Genomic DNA, 18,727 nt, shown 5'->3' with positions numbered 1-18,727 from the left:
CGGTGGCATCTATTTATATTAAAATTAAATTAAATTAAAATGAGTGTTGACAGCTCATAATTTAATTGTTTTAATGTATTTAACATAAAAAACGAAAGGAAGCTAATCGCTATGACATTAATTAATCATCAGGCAAATAAGTTTTATTATAGCTATCTTGTTTATTAAGGTAGCGTCTGCTTTTGCGTGGACGCGTGTGTGTTCACGTCTAAGCGGGTAATAACCATGATGGTTGATCAGCTAGACGGATAGATCTAGCTGGACAAGTGTTTTAGTCTTTAGGTTTCATAAAGACAAGGGCCGGCTAGATAATCTAGCTGGTCCTTTTTTATTATCTAAGGAGTGAATTAAATGAATACTATATCAAGAAGAAAGTTATCACTGGTTTTATACATTAACTACATCGTTCACGGAATTGGGTTGATTATTTTAACGCAGAATATGCAATCGTTAGGAAATTTCTGGAATGTTCCCATCGCTACTGTGTCATACGTTATTTCTGGAATTGGAATTGGTAAGTTAATTGCTTACTTTATCTTCGGTTACCTCTCTGATCGTTTTGGTAGGAAGCAGATGGTAATTGTCGGAATGGCAAGTTACTTGATTTTCTTCATTGGCATGCCATTCACAACCAACTTAGTTATGGCATATGGGTTAGCAATTTTGGCTGGAGTTGCCAATTCAGCCTTTGATGCAGGAACATACCCAACATTCATTGAGATGGGAGGTAATGCTGGCGCATCTAACGTCTTCATCAAAGCGTTTATGTCAATTGGTGAATTCATTTTACCTTTGGTAGTGGCTAGTCTTGAGTCAAATAAATTATGGTTTGGTTGGTCATTCATCCTTCCATGTGGGTTATTAATGATTAACTTTTTCCTTATTCGTAAAACTACATTTCCTCATGCCAAGGTCGAAGAGGTTGAACTTGAAGAAGAGAGTAATGGTCCCAGAGGAATCAAGAAGTTGATCGCATCAGTTGCATTATCTATGTATGGTTACACTTCAATGGCCATTATGATTTTATTTACCCAGTGGATTACCGTTTTTGCTCAACAAAAATTAGGATTTTCAGTGCTAATGGCACACGGATTGCTTTCACTTTACAGTATCAGTTCAATCGTAGGGGTTGTGGTCACATTCATAATTTTGAAATTGGGAGTTGCGGAAGAAAAAGTTTTATTAGGCTCCACATTAATTTCGTTGCTGTCGTTGTTCCTGATTAGCACATTGAGGAATCAATTATTGGTAATGATAGCTTCTGCAGTATTTGGGTTCACCGCCGCTGGTGGAGTATTACAAGTGGCATTGAACTTACTATTGAAAATGCTACCAGTCCACAAAGGAATTATTACCGGGTTGTACATGACTTTTGGTAGCATCGCCACATTCACGGTCCCAATCGTTACTGGTAGATTGGCAACTGAAAACATTCAATCAGTACTTAATTTTGATGTTTTTATCGGTATTGTAGGTTCTGTTTTAGCATTAGTAACAATTCTTTGTTTACAACGGGTACGAACTTCAAACACGGTTTCACAAGTGATATTAAATACAAATTCAAATAAAAAAGATAGGAGTTTTTTAAAATGACAGAATTAGAACAACTAAGAAGCCAAATTGATCTTGTTGATCACGAATTAACTGATTTATTAAACCAACGTTTTTCACTTACCGAACTGATTGCAGCGATTAAGGAAGAGACTGGCCAGCCGCTGTTGGACTTTAGTCGTGAAACTAAAGTCATTCAAAAAGTAACCAGCTCAATAAATAATCCAGAATTGGCAGATTCAATTGCGACTATTTTCCAAGTCATCATGGATGAATCAAAACAACAACAAAAAAACTTATTGCAATTAGGGGAGGTCAGAAAATGAACTACTTAACAGCAGGAGAATCTCACGGACCACAATTAACTGGAATTCTTGAAGGTATTCCAGCAGGTATGCACATTGACGTAGACGAAGTTAACGAAATGCTGGCTGCTAGGCAAGGCGGATATGGCCGGGGTAATCGTCAAAAAATTGAACATGATGTTGTCGAAATCGTTGGTGGAGTTCGCCATAGTAAAACTTTAGGTTCACCGATCGCATTAGTCGTAAAAAATCGTGATCATGCTCACTGGAGCGAGATTATGGATCCAATCAGTCCAGAGACTCCTGAGAATACTTTGAGACAAGTAAATCGGCCACGTCCAGGACATGCTGACTTAGTTGGTGGTATGAAATATGGACATCACGATTTAAGGAATGTGTTGGAAAGATCATCGGCAAGAGAAACTGCCATGAGAGTGGCAATCGGGGCAATTTGCAAACAGTTGTTGAATCAATTAGATATTCAGATTGTTGGCCATGTGGAACAAGTTGGCCCAATTGCTGCGAATGAAAACAGTAGCTTGAATGTTTCAGAAATTGAACAAGCAATTAGTGAAAACGATTTGAGAATTATTGACCAAAGCCAAATTCAACCGATTCATGAATTGATCGATCAAACTAAGCGTGACGGCAATACATTAGGTGGAGTCGTTCGAGTGGTGGCTACTAATGTACCAGCAGGATTAGGTAGTTACATCGGCTGGGATACTAAATTAGATGCCAAAATGGCCGCAGCAGTCATGGGAGTCAATGCAATTAAAGGAGTTGAGATTGGTGACGGTTTCGATGCAGCAGCTAGTCTAGGCAGTAACGTTATGGATGAAATTGCTTGGCAAAAGTCAGAAGGATTTGACAGATTAAGTGATCATCTAGGTGGTTTCGAGGGTGGAATGACTAATGGAATGCCAGTGGTCATTAAAGCTGCTATGAAGCCAATCCCAACCCTCTACAAAGCATTACAAAGCGTTGATATCGAGACTAAAGAAACGATGAAGGCAAATGTGGAAAGATCCGATACCACCGCGATCGTTCCAGCGTCAATAGTTGTTGAAAGCGTTGTGGCGATTGAATTAGTTAAAGCGATCACTGATACATTTGACGGCAGTAACTTGCTGCGATTACGGTCTCAAATTCAAGAATACCGTAATGAATTTAAAAACTTTTAGTAAGGAGCTGTGAACATGAAAAAATTAATGCCGGCACCTCAAACAGGTTTACATGGAACTGTGACAGTTCCAGGAGATAAAAGTATTTCTCACCGTGCAGTAATGCTAGGATCAATCAGTACCGGCACAACAGTGATCAATCATTTCTTATTTTCTGAAGATTGTTTATCAACAGTCAAAGCCTTTCAAAATCTAGGAGTGGAAATTGATTTAACAGAAGATCAAGTTGTAGTTCACGGTGTTGGGTTTAAAGGATTAAAGAAGCCTCAAAACTATTTACAAATGGGAAATTCTGGTACCACCACCAGATTAATAATGGGTCTACTCAGTGGGCAGGACTTCACTACTCAGTTGATAGGTGATGATTCTCTTTCACGTAGGCCGATGAAGCGGGTCAGTGAGCCACTATCGTTGATGGGTGCTAACATTCAGACCACTTCAGGTCATTTACCAGTCTCAATAATGGGACAAGACTTGCACGCAATTAAGTACCAGATGACTGTTGCTTCAGCTCAAGTAAAGAGTGCAATTATTTTGGCGGCTTCACAAGCAGATGGCCCATCAGAGATTAAGGAATTATTACCCACAAGAAATCATACAGAAACGATGCTCAATGCCTTTGGTGGTCAAATTAAAACTAGCGACGACCAGTTAACAATTCAAGTAACTCCTAAACCTAAGTTATCAGGAATTACACTGACGGTTCCTGGGGACATATCATCTGCAGCTTTCTTTATTGCAGCAGCGTTGTTGGTTCCAAATTCTGAAGTTCGATTACAGAAAGTGGGAATAAACGACACCCGCTCAGGGATTTTGAAGGTACTACAAAGAATGGGCGCACAGATTGCACTAGATCATCAAAATTATGAAGGCGAACCTTTCGCGGACATGGTAATCAAAACGTCTGAATTATCGGCAACTGACATTCAAAGAGATGAAATTCCCAGCTTAGTTGATGAATTGCCAATTATTGCATTGGTATGTGCTAGGGCTAAGGGCATCAGCACGATTTCAGGGGCTCAGGAATTACGGGTGAAAGAAACTGATCGAATCGCTGCGATTGTTCAAGAATTTCAAAAGTTAGGCATTCAAATCGTTGAACGGCCAGATGGTTTCACAATTACTGGAAGTAATAATTGGCAACCAGTAGAAACGCATTTGGATAGTCACGGGGATCATAGAATTGGAATGACACTTGCAGTCGCAGGATTGCTAACTAATCAATCGTTAACGTTATCCGGTGAAGAATCAGTGTCGATATCATATCCGAATTTCTTTGACGATTTAGCATCATTACTTTAGGGAGTGGTTTTTATGGAATCTGTGTTTATTAGCGGACTAGGAATGATTGGCAGTTCATTAGCAAGAAATATTAAGCAGGGGAATCAACAAGTAAAAATTTTGGGTTATGATCCGGAATTAGTGAATGGTGAATTTTTGATTTCAGAACACGATGTCGATCAATTAACTTCATTTGCTTCGGGAGCAGAATCAGCAGATGTCATTTTTCTCTGCGGACCGGTAGATGTTATCAAACAACAAATCACCGAACTAGCAACTTTGAACCTTAAAAAAGACGTGGTCGTTACTGATGTTGGCAGTACTAAACAAGAAATTATGTCAGTTGCCCATCAATTGAGAGATAAACAGATCACGTTTGTTGGTGGTCATCCAATGGCTGGATCACATTTAACTGGCGCGCGTTCCGGGCGTAGTGATTTATTCGTTGGTGCCGCTTACTTTTTGATTCCCACTTCTGCCGATAACGCCGGAGTAGTTAGAATTCAACGACTATTATCGAACGCTAATGTCAATTGGCAACTAGTCACAGCTAAGGAACACGATTCATTTGTCGGCGCGGGCAGTCATTTACCCCACATCATTGCATCCACATTGGCATTGAGTGCATTGAAAACTATTGATAACACAACTGTAGATGCCAAATTGGTGGCTGGTGGTTTTTGCGATACCACCAGAATTGCCGCTGCGGATCCTGACATGTGGACAGCAATTATGGATAGTAATCGAGAGATTATTTTGGAGCAGTTGAATCAATTTAATGATGAATTAAAGAAGTTAAAAACGGCTATCGAGCAAAAAAATAAAGCACAGATTCATGACTTTTTCAGTGATGCGCAAAAAATCAGAAAGACAATTGATAGGAGGTAATGGGATGGATTTGATATTAGTTGGCTTTATGGGCAGTGGTAAAACAACGATTGGTAGATTATTGGCTAACCGATTGGGAAAAGATTACTTTGACCTAGATGAAATGATAGTTGAGCGGGCAGGAATGTCGATTCCAGAAATATTCAAAATTCTTGGTGAAGAAGAATTCAGAAAAATTGAGCAGCAATGTTTAAAAGATGCCGAGCAACTTTCCGGTGTTTTAGGTACAGGTGGTGGAACACCAACCTTTGAAGGCAATCAACAAATCCTAATTCAAATGGGTGCCCCTGTTGTCCTATTACAAGCCTCGATTGAAACTACTTTGTCCAGAATAGCTGGCAATGACGATAGGCCATTAGTGAAAAAATTTGGTTCTGACGGTTTAAAACATTTACTAGAACAACGCCAAGCTGATTACGGATTGGTAAGTGACGTTCAAATAGTGACTGACAACTTAGCACCGATGGAAGTCGTTCACAAAATTGTGAATCAAATCAAGGTGGTGGAGTAGATGAATGATGCTAACACAAAATTATATGGATTACTGGCTCATCCAGCACATCACAGTATGTCACCTTTGATTCACAACACGGCATTTGCTCAGTTAAAGATTAATGCAACCTATCTAGCGTTTGATGTTGATCAACCTAAAGTTCAGCCAATCTTGGAATCTATGAAACTCATGGAAATTGGTGGTGTTAATTTGTCGATGCCATTTAAAGGCACGGTGGTCCCATATTTAGATTCATTATCAGAATCGGCGAAAAAACTGGAGGCTGTCAATACAATCGTTAACGATGATGGCCGGTTAAGAGGATATAATACTGACGGTCAGGGATTTCTAGGTGCGTTGACTAACCAAGGCATTTCTATGACGGATAAACAAGTGATTGTCTTAGGTGCAGGCGGTGCGGCCAGAGCCATTATTCTCGCATCAGTAAAATCCGGAGCTAGAGAAGTAATAGTTATTAAACGCGATAATGCCACCTTTCAGGCCACAAAACATGAATTAGAAAGTTGGAGTAAGAGAGTCAAAGTAATTTCATTTGCTGAACATGATGTTTTAATTAATTTAATGCAGACAGCAGATATCTTGGTGAATGGAACGAATGTTGGAATGGCTGGCAATGATGAACTACCATTGCAAAAATCAGAGTTGGCTGAGTTGCATTCCGGCCAAGTAGTGTTTGATGCAATTTATTTCCCGCTGACTACTCCATTATTAAGAATTGCAAAGCAACAGGGATGCGTGGCGATGAACGGAACTGGCATGCTAGTTTTTCAAGCAGCGGCGGCTTTTAAATTATGGACGGGCACAGATATGCCAGTTGATGTGGTGATGAAAGCTGTTAATGATGAGATTTTGCGCAGATCAAAATAGTAAGTTGAATTGTTAATTGAATTATGGAGAACACTAGTCATCAAAACATATTTGTTATAGCATTATAACTACAATATGTAGGAATGAAGTCTATGAATAAACTGAAACTAGTTTTGTCATCAGTTTTATTAACATTATTACTCACGTTGGTCAGTCCATTAGTGACGTATTCTGATGGTAAACAACTACTTGTTTTGGTTCCAGGCCCATCATCTGAGGCACTGAGAATCACTAAATTGGCTCGGCAATATGTATCATTGCATGACTTGCAATTTAAGTTAGACAAAAATGCAAAGACTAATTTATCAGCCAGTGATCTTGCCACTGCCAAGAAATTGTTAGGTCAATCTAACGCTGTGCTACATAAAGCTCAAGTTAAAATCAACGCTAAGAAATGGGTTTATAAGGAACATCCAGTTAAAAAATTTGTCAGCTTAGCAACTTATAAAAGCCCAGCTCAGTTCAAAAAAATGCGAGCTCAGTACAGTTTCCAACGAAACTACAAAATTGTGACGCCATTTTACGTCACTAAATCTGTTGCAATTCAATACAATGATCAGAAATTAGAACAAAGAATGAAAGTATTGTCTCAAGCTTTAAAACAAGTCAAGCTCAATGGGTGGCAATACTATATTCCTAAAGAGCAGTTGACCCAATACAGCAGTGCTAATCAACGAATGATCGGCAGACTTTTAAGAACCGATAATCAACAAATTCAAGCGATGTTAAAGTTAGCCAAAAAAGGAGGGGCAAAGGTTTGGAAAAACCAAACTAATACTAGAGTTTGGTACAAGTTTAGCAGGGCCTATTGGAAAAAATTCGTTGATTTATATTTTGCTAAAAAATCTTAGAAAACTCCTCCTTGAAAAGGGACCGCGAGCAATGACTATTTAAATCAATTGATAAAGTTAATTCGGAAGATTAAAAAACAATGTTGACTTAATTAAAATTAAATGATAGATTATCTAATAACATTTAAACAAATCGATTCGGAAAGTAACCAGGAACCATTGTGTAGAGAGTTAGCATATTGATGAAAGCTAATCTTTGGTAAACGGTGAAAATGGCCGATGATTGGCTAGCGCGATTATTCAATAATAGTGCTAGACGGGCTGGTCCTCGTTAATGGACACACCATTTTTACTAGGGATAGTCTAAGATGGTTGGCGAGATTTGTTTAGGTGACTAAATAATTAAACTCAGAATGGTAACACGATAAAGTCGTTTCTGTATTAAATACAGGAACGGCTTTTTTATTGCTATTCGGAATTAGTGGGGTGAACAAAATTGACAAAGTTAGCAATTGTAACAGGTTCTGGACAGGGAATTGGCAAGGCAGTGGCCAATAAGTTAAGTCAACAAGGTTATGCGATCGGCGTTTTAGATATTAATGCTGAGACGGCAAAACAAACAGCAAGTGAATTAATTGAGAAAGGTTATGAGGCCAAAGCTTATCCGGTAGATGTGGCAGATGAAGAGAAATTTTCTGAAGCAGTTGATCAGGCAATCACTGATTTGGGCGAGTTAGCTGTTTTCGTTAATAATGCTGGTGAGGCGTTTATTGATTCAATTATTGATTCAGAGCCAGCCAAAATTAAAAGATTGATAGATGTTAATTTGTTGGGAACATTTTGGGGAATTAGAATTGCCGCCAAGCGTTTTATTGCTCAGGGAAATGGTGGTCGAATCATCAATGCAGCCTCATTGGCCGGCGTTGAAGCCTCTGCATTACAAAGTGCTTATTCTGCTTCTAAATTTGGAGTTCGTGGACTGACTCAGTCCGCTTCAAAGGAATTAGCAAAGTATCAAATTACAGTGAATGCTTATAATCCAGGTGTGGTTAGGACACCGATGCGAGATGCGATTGACAAGAGAACGGCAGCAATTAAATCTAAGTCAATTTCCGATCAACAACGGAATGTTTTATCTGAGATCTCGTTAGGTCGAGAGGCAACTCCAGAGGATGTCGCCAATGTGGTTAGTTTCTTTGCATCACCAGAAGGTAGTTATATCACTGGTCAGTCAATTTTGGTTGATGGCGGCATGGAATATCGTTAATTCGGAAAGGGAGTAATTAAATGAAATCAAAAAAGAGTATTGGATATATCATAGTTGCATTGTTGGCAGTCACCTTAGTAGGATTTGGTATCCACTCGTTTACAGCAAATTCAGCTAGTAAAGATAGCGACATCGTCGTTGGATCACAAGGGTCTGATTATGACATTTGGCAACATATCGCCAAAAGTCCGCAAGCGAAAAAATTGGGACTCCATATTAGTGTTAAGCAAATCAATGATGGGGTCCAACTAAACAAGGCAACTACTGATGGCACAGTTGATGTTAATGCTTTTCAGTCATGGTCGTATTTGCAAGCCTACAACAAGGAAAACAAAGCGGGTCAATTAAAGGCATTAGGAACTACATACTTAGAACCATTAGGAATTTATTCAAATAAATATAAAAACGTGAAAGATATTCCTAATGGAACTACCGTAGCCATTGTCAATAATCCCGCTAACACATCTAGGGATTTACTACTTCTTCAAAGTGCGGGTTTGTTGAAATTAAAGCCTGGATTTAATGCATTAGGAGACACTAGAGATATTGCTTCTAATCCGCGTCATTTAAAGTTTGATGAAATTGATGACACTACTGGTCCTCGAGTATTGAAAAGCGTTCCGGTGGTCTTGATCTCAAACAAAGTGGCCTTAGAAGGTAATTTGAATGTGCTAAAGGATTCAATTTTTCATGAACAAGTCAACGACAGTACTAAGGACAATATCAACGTCTTGGCAACTGCTAAGAAAAATGCGAATAATGACAAATACAAAAAGTTGATTAATTTATATCATGAACCAGCAATCCAAAAATACATCAAGGCAAAGTACGACGGCACGAAAGTAGAAGTTAAGAAACCACTTAGTTATCTGAATAAATAAAGCATTAAATGGTCGTTTTTCACTTCATTTCGGTATAAAATGGAATCTTGAAATGGAGGGTTTATTCGATGGAAAATTTTAGCTTTAAAAATCCAACTGATATCAGATTCGGTAAGGATCGAATTGATAGTGAACTACGTGATGTGATCATAAGTTTTGGTAAGAATGTCTTACTAGTATATGGTGGACAATCAGTGAAACGGTCAGGACTATATGACCGAGTAATTAAGGCATTAGATGGACTAAATATCATTGAGTTACCTGGGATTGAACCTAATCCAAAGATTGATTCAGTTCGCAAGGGACAACAATTAGTTAAGGATAACAACATTGATGTTATTTTAGCTGTTGGTGGTGGTTCAGTAATTGATGCAAGTAAGGTTATTGGTTCTGCTAGATATTACGAAGGCGATCCTTGGGATCTAGTTCTTGATTCTGCTAAACGTATGACCTTAAATCAATTACCACTTGTTGACATTTTGACATTATCAGCCACTGGTTCCGAAATGAATCGTGGCTCAGTAATTTCAAATCCAGAAACTCATCAAAAGTTTGGCACTGGTGGTCCTAATACTCCAGCAGTTTCATTCCTTGATCCTAGTTTGACATTCACTGTGCCAACCAGACAAACTGCTGCTGGATCAATGGATATTATGAGTCATTTGATTGAGCAATATTTTGATCGTTCAATTAATAATGATGTTTCTAAAGGTTTGATTGAAGGTTTGATGCGTTCAGTAATTAAGTGGGCTCCCGTTGCAATTAAAGAGCCTGATAACTATGATGCTCGTGCTAACTTGATGTGGAATGCTACTATGGCTTTAAATGGAATTGTTGGTTTGGGTGACGTTAATAACTGGACTGTCCATCCAATGGAACATGAACTATCAGCATACTATGATATTACTCATGGTGTTGGTTTAGGAATTTTGACACCTCGTTGGTTAAAGGCAGTTCAAAAGGATCCTTCAACTCATGAATTACTTGCTAGATTTGCTAAAAACGTTTGGGGAATTAATAACTCAGACGAAGATGAAGCAGGTAGTGAAGCAATTAAAGAAACCTATAACTGGATAAGTTCTCTAGGATTTGAAATGACATTGCCTGAAGTAGGTATTAAAGACGAAACCAACTTTGATGCAATGGCTGAAAGTGCTGTAACCACAGGCGATCTTAGTAAAAATGGTTATATCAAATTGACACCAGAAGATGTTAAAAATATCTATCGTGATTCAATGACTCCAGAAAATTTTTAAATTAATTTTTTAAAAGCTCGTTATCGTTATGATAACGGGCTTTTTTTGAATTTATAAAAAAATCACAATCTTAATTATTATTCTAGAGCTAAAATACTCGAAAACGGGACATAATATAGATGTTTTAAATCATTTTGGTAATCAATAAAGCATTTAAATTAGTAAGACAACCGTTTGCACAAATTTGAAGTTGGTGTTACGATGTTGACGTTGAATTGAACGAGATAGTTCGCTATCACTTGCTCACTATTTCTCATACTGTCTAAACATCGGAGGATTTATAATTATGAAAGCACTTGTATTAGAAGGCGTAGAAAAACTTGAAATTGAAGACATTAAGCCCCAAGAACTAAAACCAAACGAAGTACTGATCAATACTGCATATGCAGGTATTTGTGGTACTGATCACGCATTGTATGCTGGATTACCAGGTTCAGCGGATGCTGTGCCACCTATTGTGTTAGGTCATGAAAATTCAGGGGTAGTTGCTGAAGTTGGTTCAGAAATCACTGACTTAAAAGTTGGCGACCGTGTATCAGTTGACCCTAACATTTACTGCGGCCAGTGCGAATTTTGTTTAACCGATCGTCCAGAATTATGTAACAATCTTTCCGCTATTGGAGTTACAAGAAACGGTGGTTTGGAACAACAGTTTACTGCACCAGCTTCAGTAGTTTATCCAGTTCCTGATAATGTTTCGCTAAAAGCAGCTGCCACTGTTGAACCCATCTCATGTGCCATTCATGGTGTTAAATTGCTTAAAGTAACTCCATATCAAAAGGCACTAGTCATTGGTGATGGATTCATGGGTCAGATTTTTGCCCAAGTTTTACAAGCATACGGTATTCACCAAGTCGACTTGGCTGGTAGAAGCGATGCTAAACTTGCAAACAATAAAGAACATTTTGGCGTTACTAACACTTTTAATACCGAAAAAGATCAAATTCCAGCTGACTACGATGTAGTTATTGAGGCCGTTGGTTTACCATCAACTCAAGAACAAGCAATCGCCGCTACTAAGAAGGGTGCTCAAGTATTGATGTTTGGTGTTGGTAAGCCTACACAAAAATTCACTATGAACACATATGAAATTTTCCAAAAACAATTGACTATCCAAGGTTCATTCATTAATCCTTACTCATTCAAAGACTCACTTGCATTACTTTCAAGTGGAAAATTGAACGTTGAAGACTTGATCAGCCATGTTCTGAAGCTTGAAGAAGTTGAGGACTTTGTACAAGGCAAGATCAGTAATGTAAGTAAGGCCGTTGTTAAAGTCGGTAATCAAGATTAAGACAGGTGATAAAAATGAATGAAGTTCATTCGAGCATTGAAAATCCGAAGACTTTATCGCCTTCGATGGCAACATTTTACTTTATCATATCGCTAATAATTAATTCTGCGGGGAATGTTTTAACCTTAGTAACTAGTGCTAAGATTCACCCATCATTTTTGGGATCGGCATATTGGACTGCTGCTGAGGCAAACTTAGGAACCGCACTTCATTGGAATTTGTTCTGGGCGTTCTTGATTTTAGGAATGTTGATTTCTTTGTTAAACGCCGTTCTGGTTGGTAAATTTAACTTGAAGAGGATTCTTGGAAACTTGATTTTTATGGTGCCATTTTCAGCAATGATCCAAATTTTCGAAGATTTCTTTCTTGGCAAATACCCTGTGTTTAGTGGGTTACCAGATGCTAATACGCCATTAATGATTGGCTTCTATGTCTTTCTAAATTTCTTTGGAGTAGCGTTGATTGGAACTGCAATTTCAATTTATCAACGAGTTAATTTTGTTTTACATCCCGCTGATGATTTAATGCAGATTTTGCGATTCAAATATTTTAATGGTAATGCTGCAATTGCGATGTGGGTTTCATATATTCCACCAACAATTATGGCAATCTTGGCAATTATCATTACTCGTCAATTTACTAACTTTGGTTTGGGAACCATCTTCGCATTTCTTTGCCAAGGAGCCGTAACTGGCTGGGCAGATAAACGAATCTTTAGAGGATTGAAGCACCAAAAGTTAGATGTTGGTAAAAAAGTAACGGAATAGGAGACCTAACAATGAGCCTAAATGATTACATTACTGGAGTTCAACATATTGGAATTCCAGCTAAAGATTTGGATGAAACAATCGCTTTTTATGAAAAGCTAGGATTCGAAAAAGCTGGTGATTTTCCGAACGGAGATAATCGCTGTGCCTTTATGAGATTAGGAAATTTAACTATTGAAACTTATAACGGTGAAATTACTGAAGTTCGGGATGAAGGATCAATCAGTCATATTTCAATCAATACGACTGATGTTGAAAAAGCCTTTGATGAGGCCCACAAATTAGGACTAAACGTTATTGACAGTGAGATTCAGTCAATCCCATCGTTTTGGGATAATGGGATTCGCTTCTTCAACGTTTTGGGACCCAATAATGAAAAATTGGAATTCTGCCAAATTTTATAATTCCATATCAAAAGGTCGTTCAACAATTTAATGTTGAACGACCTTTTTTGTTTTTCGATAAGTAAAATAAGTAAATCATAATTCTACAAAATGACATCAAAATAAGGTATCCTGCAATTAGGTGGTGATAAATAATGGACAAGTTTAATGCAATTGTAATTCGTGAAAATAATGACCAATTAAGTTTCCAAAGAGAGATGATCGATCTCTCAATGCTTTCCGAAGGTAATGTAATTGTTCGAGTTAACTACTCGTCACTAAACTATAAAGATATGTTGGCCTTTCAACCAAACGGAGGCGTAATCCGTAGTTACCCGATGATTCCAGGAGTTGATTTTAGTGGTGAAGTCGTCCAATCAGACGATCCTAATTTTGTTCCTGGCGACGAAGTTTTACTGACTGGGTATGATGTTGGAGTTACTCATACAGGTGGGTTTGCGGAGTATGCTCGAGTCCCAGGAAAATGGTTAGTTCATATTCCGGAAACTATGAGTATGAGAGAAGCCATGATTTGGGGAACTGCTGGTTTTACGGCTGCGATGGCAGTGGAAAAGCTGCAGCAACTTGGGATGAATGATCCCAAATCAAGAATATTGGTTGCGGGAGCAACTGGTGGCGTTGGAAGCGTGGCAATCGCTTTGCTTAAGCAGTTAGGATTTCAATCTGTGACAGGCTTAGTTCATTCGGGAGAACGGGAAAAAATTGCCCGTGATTTTGGTGCAGATCACGTTATTACATCGAGTCGGTTAGATAAAGATCAAGCTCCATTAACTACCGAAAAGTATGACTTTGCTATTGATGCTGTTGGTGGCGAAGTAACTAGTCAAATACTACCAACTATTTCTTATGGTGGTTCAATTGCTGTTACTGGTAACGCAGGCGGTAATCAGTTGTTAACCACTGTATTGCCATTTATTTTGCGAGCAGTATCATTAGTCGGGATTGATTCAGTTGCAGTTAAAAATGACAAACGACAAGCTGTTTGGAACATCTTGGCAACTGATTGGGACATTACCGATCAACTACAAGTTACTGAAATCGGAATTGACGATATTCCGGATGAGGTTGCTAAGATTCAGGCAGGTAACCATACTGGAAGAACGATTATTAGATTTTAAATGATAGAACTAAAAACGTCCTAGATATTGGAGTTTCTTCCAATATCTAGGACGTTTTATTTATCATGTTAGAATATATAATTTATAAAATTACTTCATTAATTTGGCACCTTTATTTACATAGCTTAGTGATGCGATTGGTCCACTTACGCTTAACTTGCCATTTTTGTAAGTCAATTTTGTAACGGCTGCATTGGGAATGGCTGCACCTGTGTAATTTGGAGCCATGGTTGAGAGATATTCATTGATCGACATTCCGGAGCTAACTACTAGTACATTGCCACCGCCACGTTTTTGGGTTGTTTTGGCAATTTTCTTTAGTTCACTAGTCATTCTTTGTTGAACCATAGCAGAGCTTTCTGCCCGATCATCATTTGCTAACTTGGTATTGTGAGCATTTTTTTGATCTAAACGATAATAGGCATCTTGAAGTAAATTCCAATAGTTCTTACCGGTTGCTTGTTGAAATTCAGTGCCATCTTTATATCCGTAAACACCAGCAATTTCATTGTTATCAGTTGCAATACTGTCACCTTCGAAACTACCGTAACCACCTTCACGCAAGAATTTAGAGATATTTACTTTAACTTTAGAGTTGCCAGAATATTTCAAAGCTTGCTTGGCAGTAACTTCTTGTCGAATTAGGTTACCAGCATAAGCGCTAGAGAATTTAATACCTTTTAGCCCATAACCTAGTTGATTAGCGACCTTAATTCCGTTGCTAGTTAGGGGGAAATCACTCCAACCTTGAACCCGTCCCATAACGTTTCCGGTTGTTTCTCCGTGGCGGGTGAGATAAATAGTGGTTGACTTAGTTTTTTTAACAACTTTTTTTGTGGTCTTTTTGGCGGCATTCACATTTATTGAAGCTGAGGGCATTGACACGGTTATTATGCCAGCCATTCCTGTAATACTTGCGATTGTTAATAATTTAGTTGATAGTTTCATGATTTATTCTCCTTAAGAATTAATTTTACGATTTAATTGTGGTGTTGGGATGGGACTTTTTGTTTGCATATAATCTGTTAGTAAGTCAATATCTTGTCCCGCGTTATCAACAATTGTTCCTTTTGTAAATGCGGTATAACCGTCTCCTCCAGTTGATAAGTAATCGTTAGTGAGAACTCGGTATTTGGTGGTTGGATTAATTGGTTGATCATTTACCTTTACATCTGAAACTGTTGCAATCTGATTACCATCATTTACAGATTTATAGTGATAGGTCAGTCCGGATAATTGTAAGAAGTATAATTGTGACTTTGTATATTGTTCATTAAGTAATTGGATGATCTGGTCACCAGTTAACTCAACTATTGGTTGGCTATTTCCATAAGGTTGCATGTTATACAAAGTTCCCAAGGTTACGTCACCATTAGCAGATGCATCCATACCACTACGAATTGAGTCATTACTAGTTATTGCAATATCGGTTTTGTGACCTTGTTCATTAGCGACTGCTCGTTGAGCATCTACTACAACGTAAGCTGCTTGGGATTCATTAGTAGTCGATAAATCATTACTGATTGATTGACCGTCTGAAATGCTGCCGACTTTAGTGTTGATGATTGGTGCAACACGCCTGTTAGCATCCTTAATAATATTTGTGATTGAAGCAAAGGATTTATCGTGATTAAAAGTTGAAGTTGGGTCATCCATTGTTGAATAAACTGGTTTAACTGATGGATTCAGACTGTCTGGAACAAAATCGTCTGTTAGAAAATCAAATTTTCCGACAAGGTCTGAATATGCTCTTCCTTGAAAGCCAGCCTGCATTATTGGAATACCGTCAATTGAACCATTTGCGTATTGGTGACTGTGAGCGGCAAAAAAGGCATCGACACTATTATCAGGATCAATTTTTTGTAACTGGTAAATATCGTTAACAGCATCTCCCGTGGTTTCACCATTTTGGGTAACTGCACCGGTATGTCCTAATACAATGATTGCGTGAACACCTTTGGCTCGTAGAATTTTGTCATATTTGGCGATTGTGGACGCCTCATTTAATAAATCATATTTTTTGGCAATTCCAGGTAAGTTAGTATTCAGAATTCCAATAAATCCAATTTTTCCAGTTTGGTGATTATTAGGATTCTTGATAGTTTTAATGGTATAAGCAGAATATCCGTTGGGGATTTCATGGGTTTGTTTATCAATTACATTCGCTGCTAACAGCTTCATTCCAGTATTTGCGAAAGGATATTGTTTGATTGCAGAAACCTGTTGTTGATTTTTAATTCCTTGCGTAGAAGGGGCATTACCGTTAACTTCCTTTAAATATTGATCAATCCCATGATCGAATTCATGATTCCCAAGAATTCCCACTTGAATATGCATAGCTTTTAATGAGGCTAGAGTTGGGCCATCATCAAGCAAAGCTGAATTTGCAGGGCTTGCACCCACCATATCACCAGCTTGGACGCGCATTGTGACAGATTTAGGATTAAGAATCTTAAAATCTGATTCCGTTTGATCAAGATACCCACCTAATCTGGCAAGACCACCAGCATTAGTAACTGATTTTTGATCCATTACTAATTTTCCTGTAGTTTGCAAGCCACCATGAATATCATTGACTCCCAAGATTTGGATGGGAACCTGAGTGTTTGACTGTGAGGCCATAATCGGAATCCCTAGGATAATTAAAGTGATGAAAAATGTTAAAACAATGATTGTTGGTCCATGACGTGGAACCAAGTTGTAACGATGATACATGAAATTACCTCCCCCTGTGTCTTGTATGTAAACGATTACACTTAATAAGATTACCATGTTATTTTTGAGATAACAATGCTTCCTTATTAAAAGATAAGTCCTCTTTGCAGATTAATGCACGGAGGGAATAGATATGTTTAAATAAGGTTGTTAGCAAATAAGAAAAGGGATGACAGGTTGATTGAATTTGTAATGGCTAAAGAAAGCGATTTGCCGTTTATTGTAGACGTCTATAATGCGACAATCCCAAGCCGAATGGCAACGGGGGATGTTAATCCTGTCACGGTGGCCGATAGAAGAAACTGGTTTCACAGTCATAACTCGCAGACCAGACCGTTGTTTGTTGTTAAGATGAATGATCAGTTAGCCGGTTGGTTTAGCCTAAATGACTTCTACGATCGGGATGCGTACAATAAATTAGCTGAAATAAGTATTTATGTTCATTCGGATTATCGCCATCAACACGTGGGTTCTCAAATACTTGAATATGTAGATGAAAACGCTCGTGATTATGGCATAGATACTGTTGTATCGTTGGTGTTTGGTCATAATCTACCAAGTATTGGATTATTTAAATCACATGGATACGACAAATGGGGACTAATGCCTAAAATTGCTGAAATGGATGACCAGAAGTATGATTTAGTGATTTTGGGAAAACATCTTTAAAATTAATTATGATAGGAGTTGCAAAAATGGAAAATAACAATGTCGTCGTGCCAAAAGGTATGCTTGAAGCGGGAAATAAGTATTTAATAGATCATGGATTTAATCCGATTGTGGTTGATAATGATGCGGAAGCGATTTTGAAGCAAGCCAAAGATGCTGTTGGAGCGATTTTATTTACCGAGCCATTCACCGCTAAAACTATTGATCAAATGCCTAATTTAAAAGTAATTGCCAGACATGGGGTTGGTTATGATGCAGTTGATTATGATTACGCTGCATCTAAAGGAATTTGGGTAACTATTACACCCAATGCTAATGCATCCACGGTGGCCGAAACCACATTAGCGGATATGTTTGACTTATCAAAAAATATCACAAAATATGCAGGAATAATGAAGCAAGGCGAATCTGCCCGACCATTAGGATTTGATTTAGCTGGCAAAACTTTAGGTATCATGGGATTTGGCCGAATTGGCCAGTTGGTTGCCGAAAAAGTTAGCGGATTAGGTATGAACGTCTTAATAAATAGTCGCACGCCTAAAGATACTAAATTAGGAAAATTTGTGGATCGTGAAACGATTTTACGGGAAGCTGATATTTTATCGTTACACATGCCAGTGACAGAAGAAACTCGTCACAGCATTGGGATGAACGAGTTTAAGAAAATGAAAAAAACTGCATCATTGATTAATCTTGGTCGCGGAGCTTTAATTAACCAAGATGAATTGATTGAAGCATTGAAGAATGGTGAAATTGCTCAGGCAGCGCTTGATGTCACTGAACCTGAGCCACTTCCACGAGATTCAGAATTGTATAATTTGGACAATGTTTTATTAACTCCTCATATTGCTGCTAATACTGTTGAGAGTATGACTAGAATGGCAGTTGATGCGGCTAGTGAGGTTGTGCGTGTATTGAACAATGAACAACCACAGTGGCCAGTAAATCACATTGATTAAATTAAAAAAGCTTCAA

The 18,727-nt window shown here is 38.1% G+C and carries 19 protein-coding genes and 1 other annotated feature; of the genes, 17 read left to right on the top strand and 2 right to left on the bottom strand.

Annotation, left to right across the window (positions count from 1 at the left end; all coding sequences use genetic code 11):
• Window positions 1-351 precede the first annotated feature (351 nt).
• The 15 genes from O0236_RS08395 to O0236_RS08325 all read left to right on the top strand — a co-directional run bounded on the left by O0236_RS08395 (window position 352) and on the right by O0236_RS08325 (window position 14,368).
• Entirely contained in the window at window positions 352-1,593 is a 1,242-nt protein-coding gene (locus O0236_RS08395; protein WP_268913667.1) for an MFS transporter, read from the top strand.
• Window positions 1,590-1,877 (top strand): chorismate mutase, encoded by a 288-nt coding sequence (locus O0236_RS08390; protein ID WP_268913669.1) that lies wholly within the window; start codon window positions 1,590-1,592, stop codon window positions 1,875-1,877. Before O0236_RS08395 ends, O0236_RS08390 begins: the two co-directional genes overlap by 4 nt.
• On the top strand, window positions 1,874-3,040 hold the full coding sequence (aroC, locus tag O0236_RS08385) for a chorismate synthase (RefSeq protein ID WP_268913671.1): 1,167 nt from the start codon (window positions 1,874-1,876) through the stop codon (window positions 3,038-3,040). The genes O0236_RS08390 and aroC overlap by 4 nt, the downstream gene beginning before the upstream one ends.
• Window positions 3,041-3,055: 15 nt before the next feature.
• Window positions 3,056-4,342, top strand: coding sequence for a 3-phosphoshikimate 1-carboxyvinyltransferase (gene aroA / locus O0236_RS08380; protein WP_268913673.1), 1,287 nt, complete (start codon window positions 3,056-3,058; stop codon window positions 4,340-4,342).
• Between the two features lie 12 nt (window positions 4,343-4,354).
• Entirely contained in the window at window positions 4,355-5,209 is an 855-nt protein-coding gene (locus O0236_RS08375; RefSeq protein WP_268913675.1) for a prephenate dehydrogenase, read from the top strand.
• 4 nt (window positions 5,210-5,213) lie between these two features.
• Window positions 5,214-5,720: a shikimate kinase gene (locus O0236_RS08370; protein ID WP_268913677.1), complete on the top strand. Its 507-nt coding sequence runs from the start codon at window positions 5,214-5,216 to the stop codon at window positions 5,718-5,720.
• Window positions 5,721-6,590, top strand: a complete 870-nt coding sequence (locus tag O0236_RS08365; protein ID WP_268913679.1) for a shikimate dehydrogenase — start codon at window positions 5,721-5,723, stop codon at window positions 6,588-6,590.
• A gap of 92 nt (window positions 6,591-6,682) precedes the next feature.
• Complete coding sequence (locus tag O0236_RS08360; protein WP_268913681.1) at window positions 6,683-7,441, top strand: hypothetical protein; 759 nt, start codon at window positions 6,683-6,685, stop codon at window positions 7,439-7,441.
• A 124-nt stretch (window positions 7,442-7,565) separates the two neighbouring features.
• Window positions 7,566-7,822, top strand: a binding site (T-box leader).
• Window positions 7,823-7,877: 55 nt separating this feature from the next.
• Window positions 7,878-8,648, top strand: a complete 771-nt coding sequence (locus O0236_RS08355) for an acetoin reductase (RefSeq protein ID WP_268913682.1) — start codon at window positions 7,878-7,880, stop codon at window positions 8,646-8,648.
• A 20-nt stretch (window positions 8,649-8,668) separates the two neighbouring features.
• On the top strand, window positions 8,669-9,529 hold the full coding sequence (locus O0236_RS08350) for a MetQ/NlpA family ABC transporter substrate-binding protein (protein ID WP_268913684.1): 861 nt from the start codon (window positions 8,669-8,671) through the stop codon (window positions 9,527-9,529).
• A gap of 68 nt (window positions 9,530-9,597) precedes the next feature.
• Window positions 9,598-10,785, top strand: a complete 1,188-nt coding sequence (locus tag O0236_RS08345; protein ID WP_268913686.1) for an iron-containing alcohol dehydrogenase — start codon at window positions 9,598-9,600, stop codon at window positions 10,783-10,785.
• A gap of 286 nt (window positions 10,786-11,071) precedes the next feature.
• Entirely contained in the window at window positions 11,072-12,079 is a 1,008-nt protein-coding gene (locus O0236_RS08340) for a zinc-dependent alcohol dehydrogenase family protein (protein ID WP_268913688.1), read from the top strand.
• Window positions 12,080-12,093: 14 nt separating this feature from the next.
• Window positions 12,094-12,846, top strand: a complete 753-nt coding sequence (locus tag O0236_RS08335) for a fructose permease (protein WP_372791252.1) — start codon at window positions 12,094-12,096, stop codon at window positions 12,844-12,846.
• Between the two features lie 11 nt (window positions 12,847-12,857).
• Entirely contained in the window at window positions 12,858-13,250 is a 393-nt protein-coding gene (locus O0236_RS08330; protein WP_268913690.1) for a VOC family protein, read from the top strand.
• Between the two features lie 134 nt (window positions 13,251-13,384).
• Window positions 13,385-14,368: an acryloyl-CoA reductase gene (locus O0236_RS08325; RefSeq protein ID WP_268913692.1), complete on the top strand. Its 984-nt coding sequence runs from the start codon at window positions 13,385-13,387 to the stop codon at window positions 14,366-14,368.
• Window positions 14,369-14,458: 90 nt separating this feature from the next.
• Here the strand turns inward: O0236_RS08325 and O0236_RS08320 are convergent, their stop codons facing one another.
• The gene (locus O0236_RS08320) at window positions 14,459-15,316 is read right to left on the bottom strand and encodes a histidine phosphatase family protein (protein ID WP_268913694.1); all 858 of its coding nucleotides are present in this window, start codon (window positions 15,314-15,316) and stop codon (window positions 14,459-14,461) included.
• Window positions 15,317-15,328: 12 nt separating this feature from the next.
• Entirely contained in the window at window positions 15,329-17,083 is a 1,755-nt protein-coding gene (locus O0236_RS08315) for a bifunctional metallophosphatase/5'-nucleotidase (protein WP_268913695.1), read from the bottom strand.
• Between the two features lie 177 nt (window positions 17,084-17,260).
• On the opposite strand from O0236_RS08315, the gene O0236_RS08310 reads away from it, so the two are divergent.
• On the top strand, window positions 17,261-17,752 hold the full coding sequence (locus O0236_RS08310) for a GNAT family N-acetyltransferase (protein ID WP_372791249.1): 492 nt from the start codon (window positions 17,261-17,263) through the stop codon (window positions 17,750-17,752).
• 26 nt (window positions 17,753-17,778) lie between these two features.
• Window positions 17,779-18,711: a phosphoglycerate dehydrogenase gene (locus tag O0236_RS08305; protein WP_268913699.1), complete on the top strand. Its 933-nt coding sequence runs from the start codon at window positions 17,779-17,781 to the stop codon at window positions 18,709-18,711.
• Window positions 18,712-18,727: the final 16 nt, after the last annotated feature.

This window comes from Lentilactobacillus sp. SPB1-3 (assembly GCF_026913205.2).
Classification (GTDB): domain Bacteria; phylum Bacillota; class Bacilli; order Lactobacillales; family Lactobacillaceae; genus Lentilactobacillus; species Lentilactobacillus terminaliae.
Note: the sequence above shows the minus strand (reverse complement) of the source record. Positions and strands in the feature narration are given on the sequence as shown.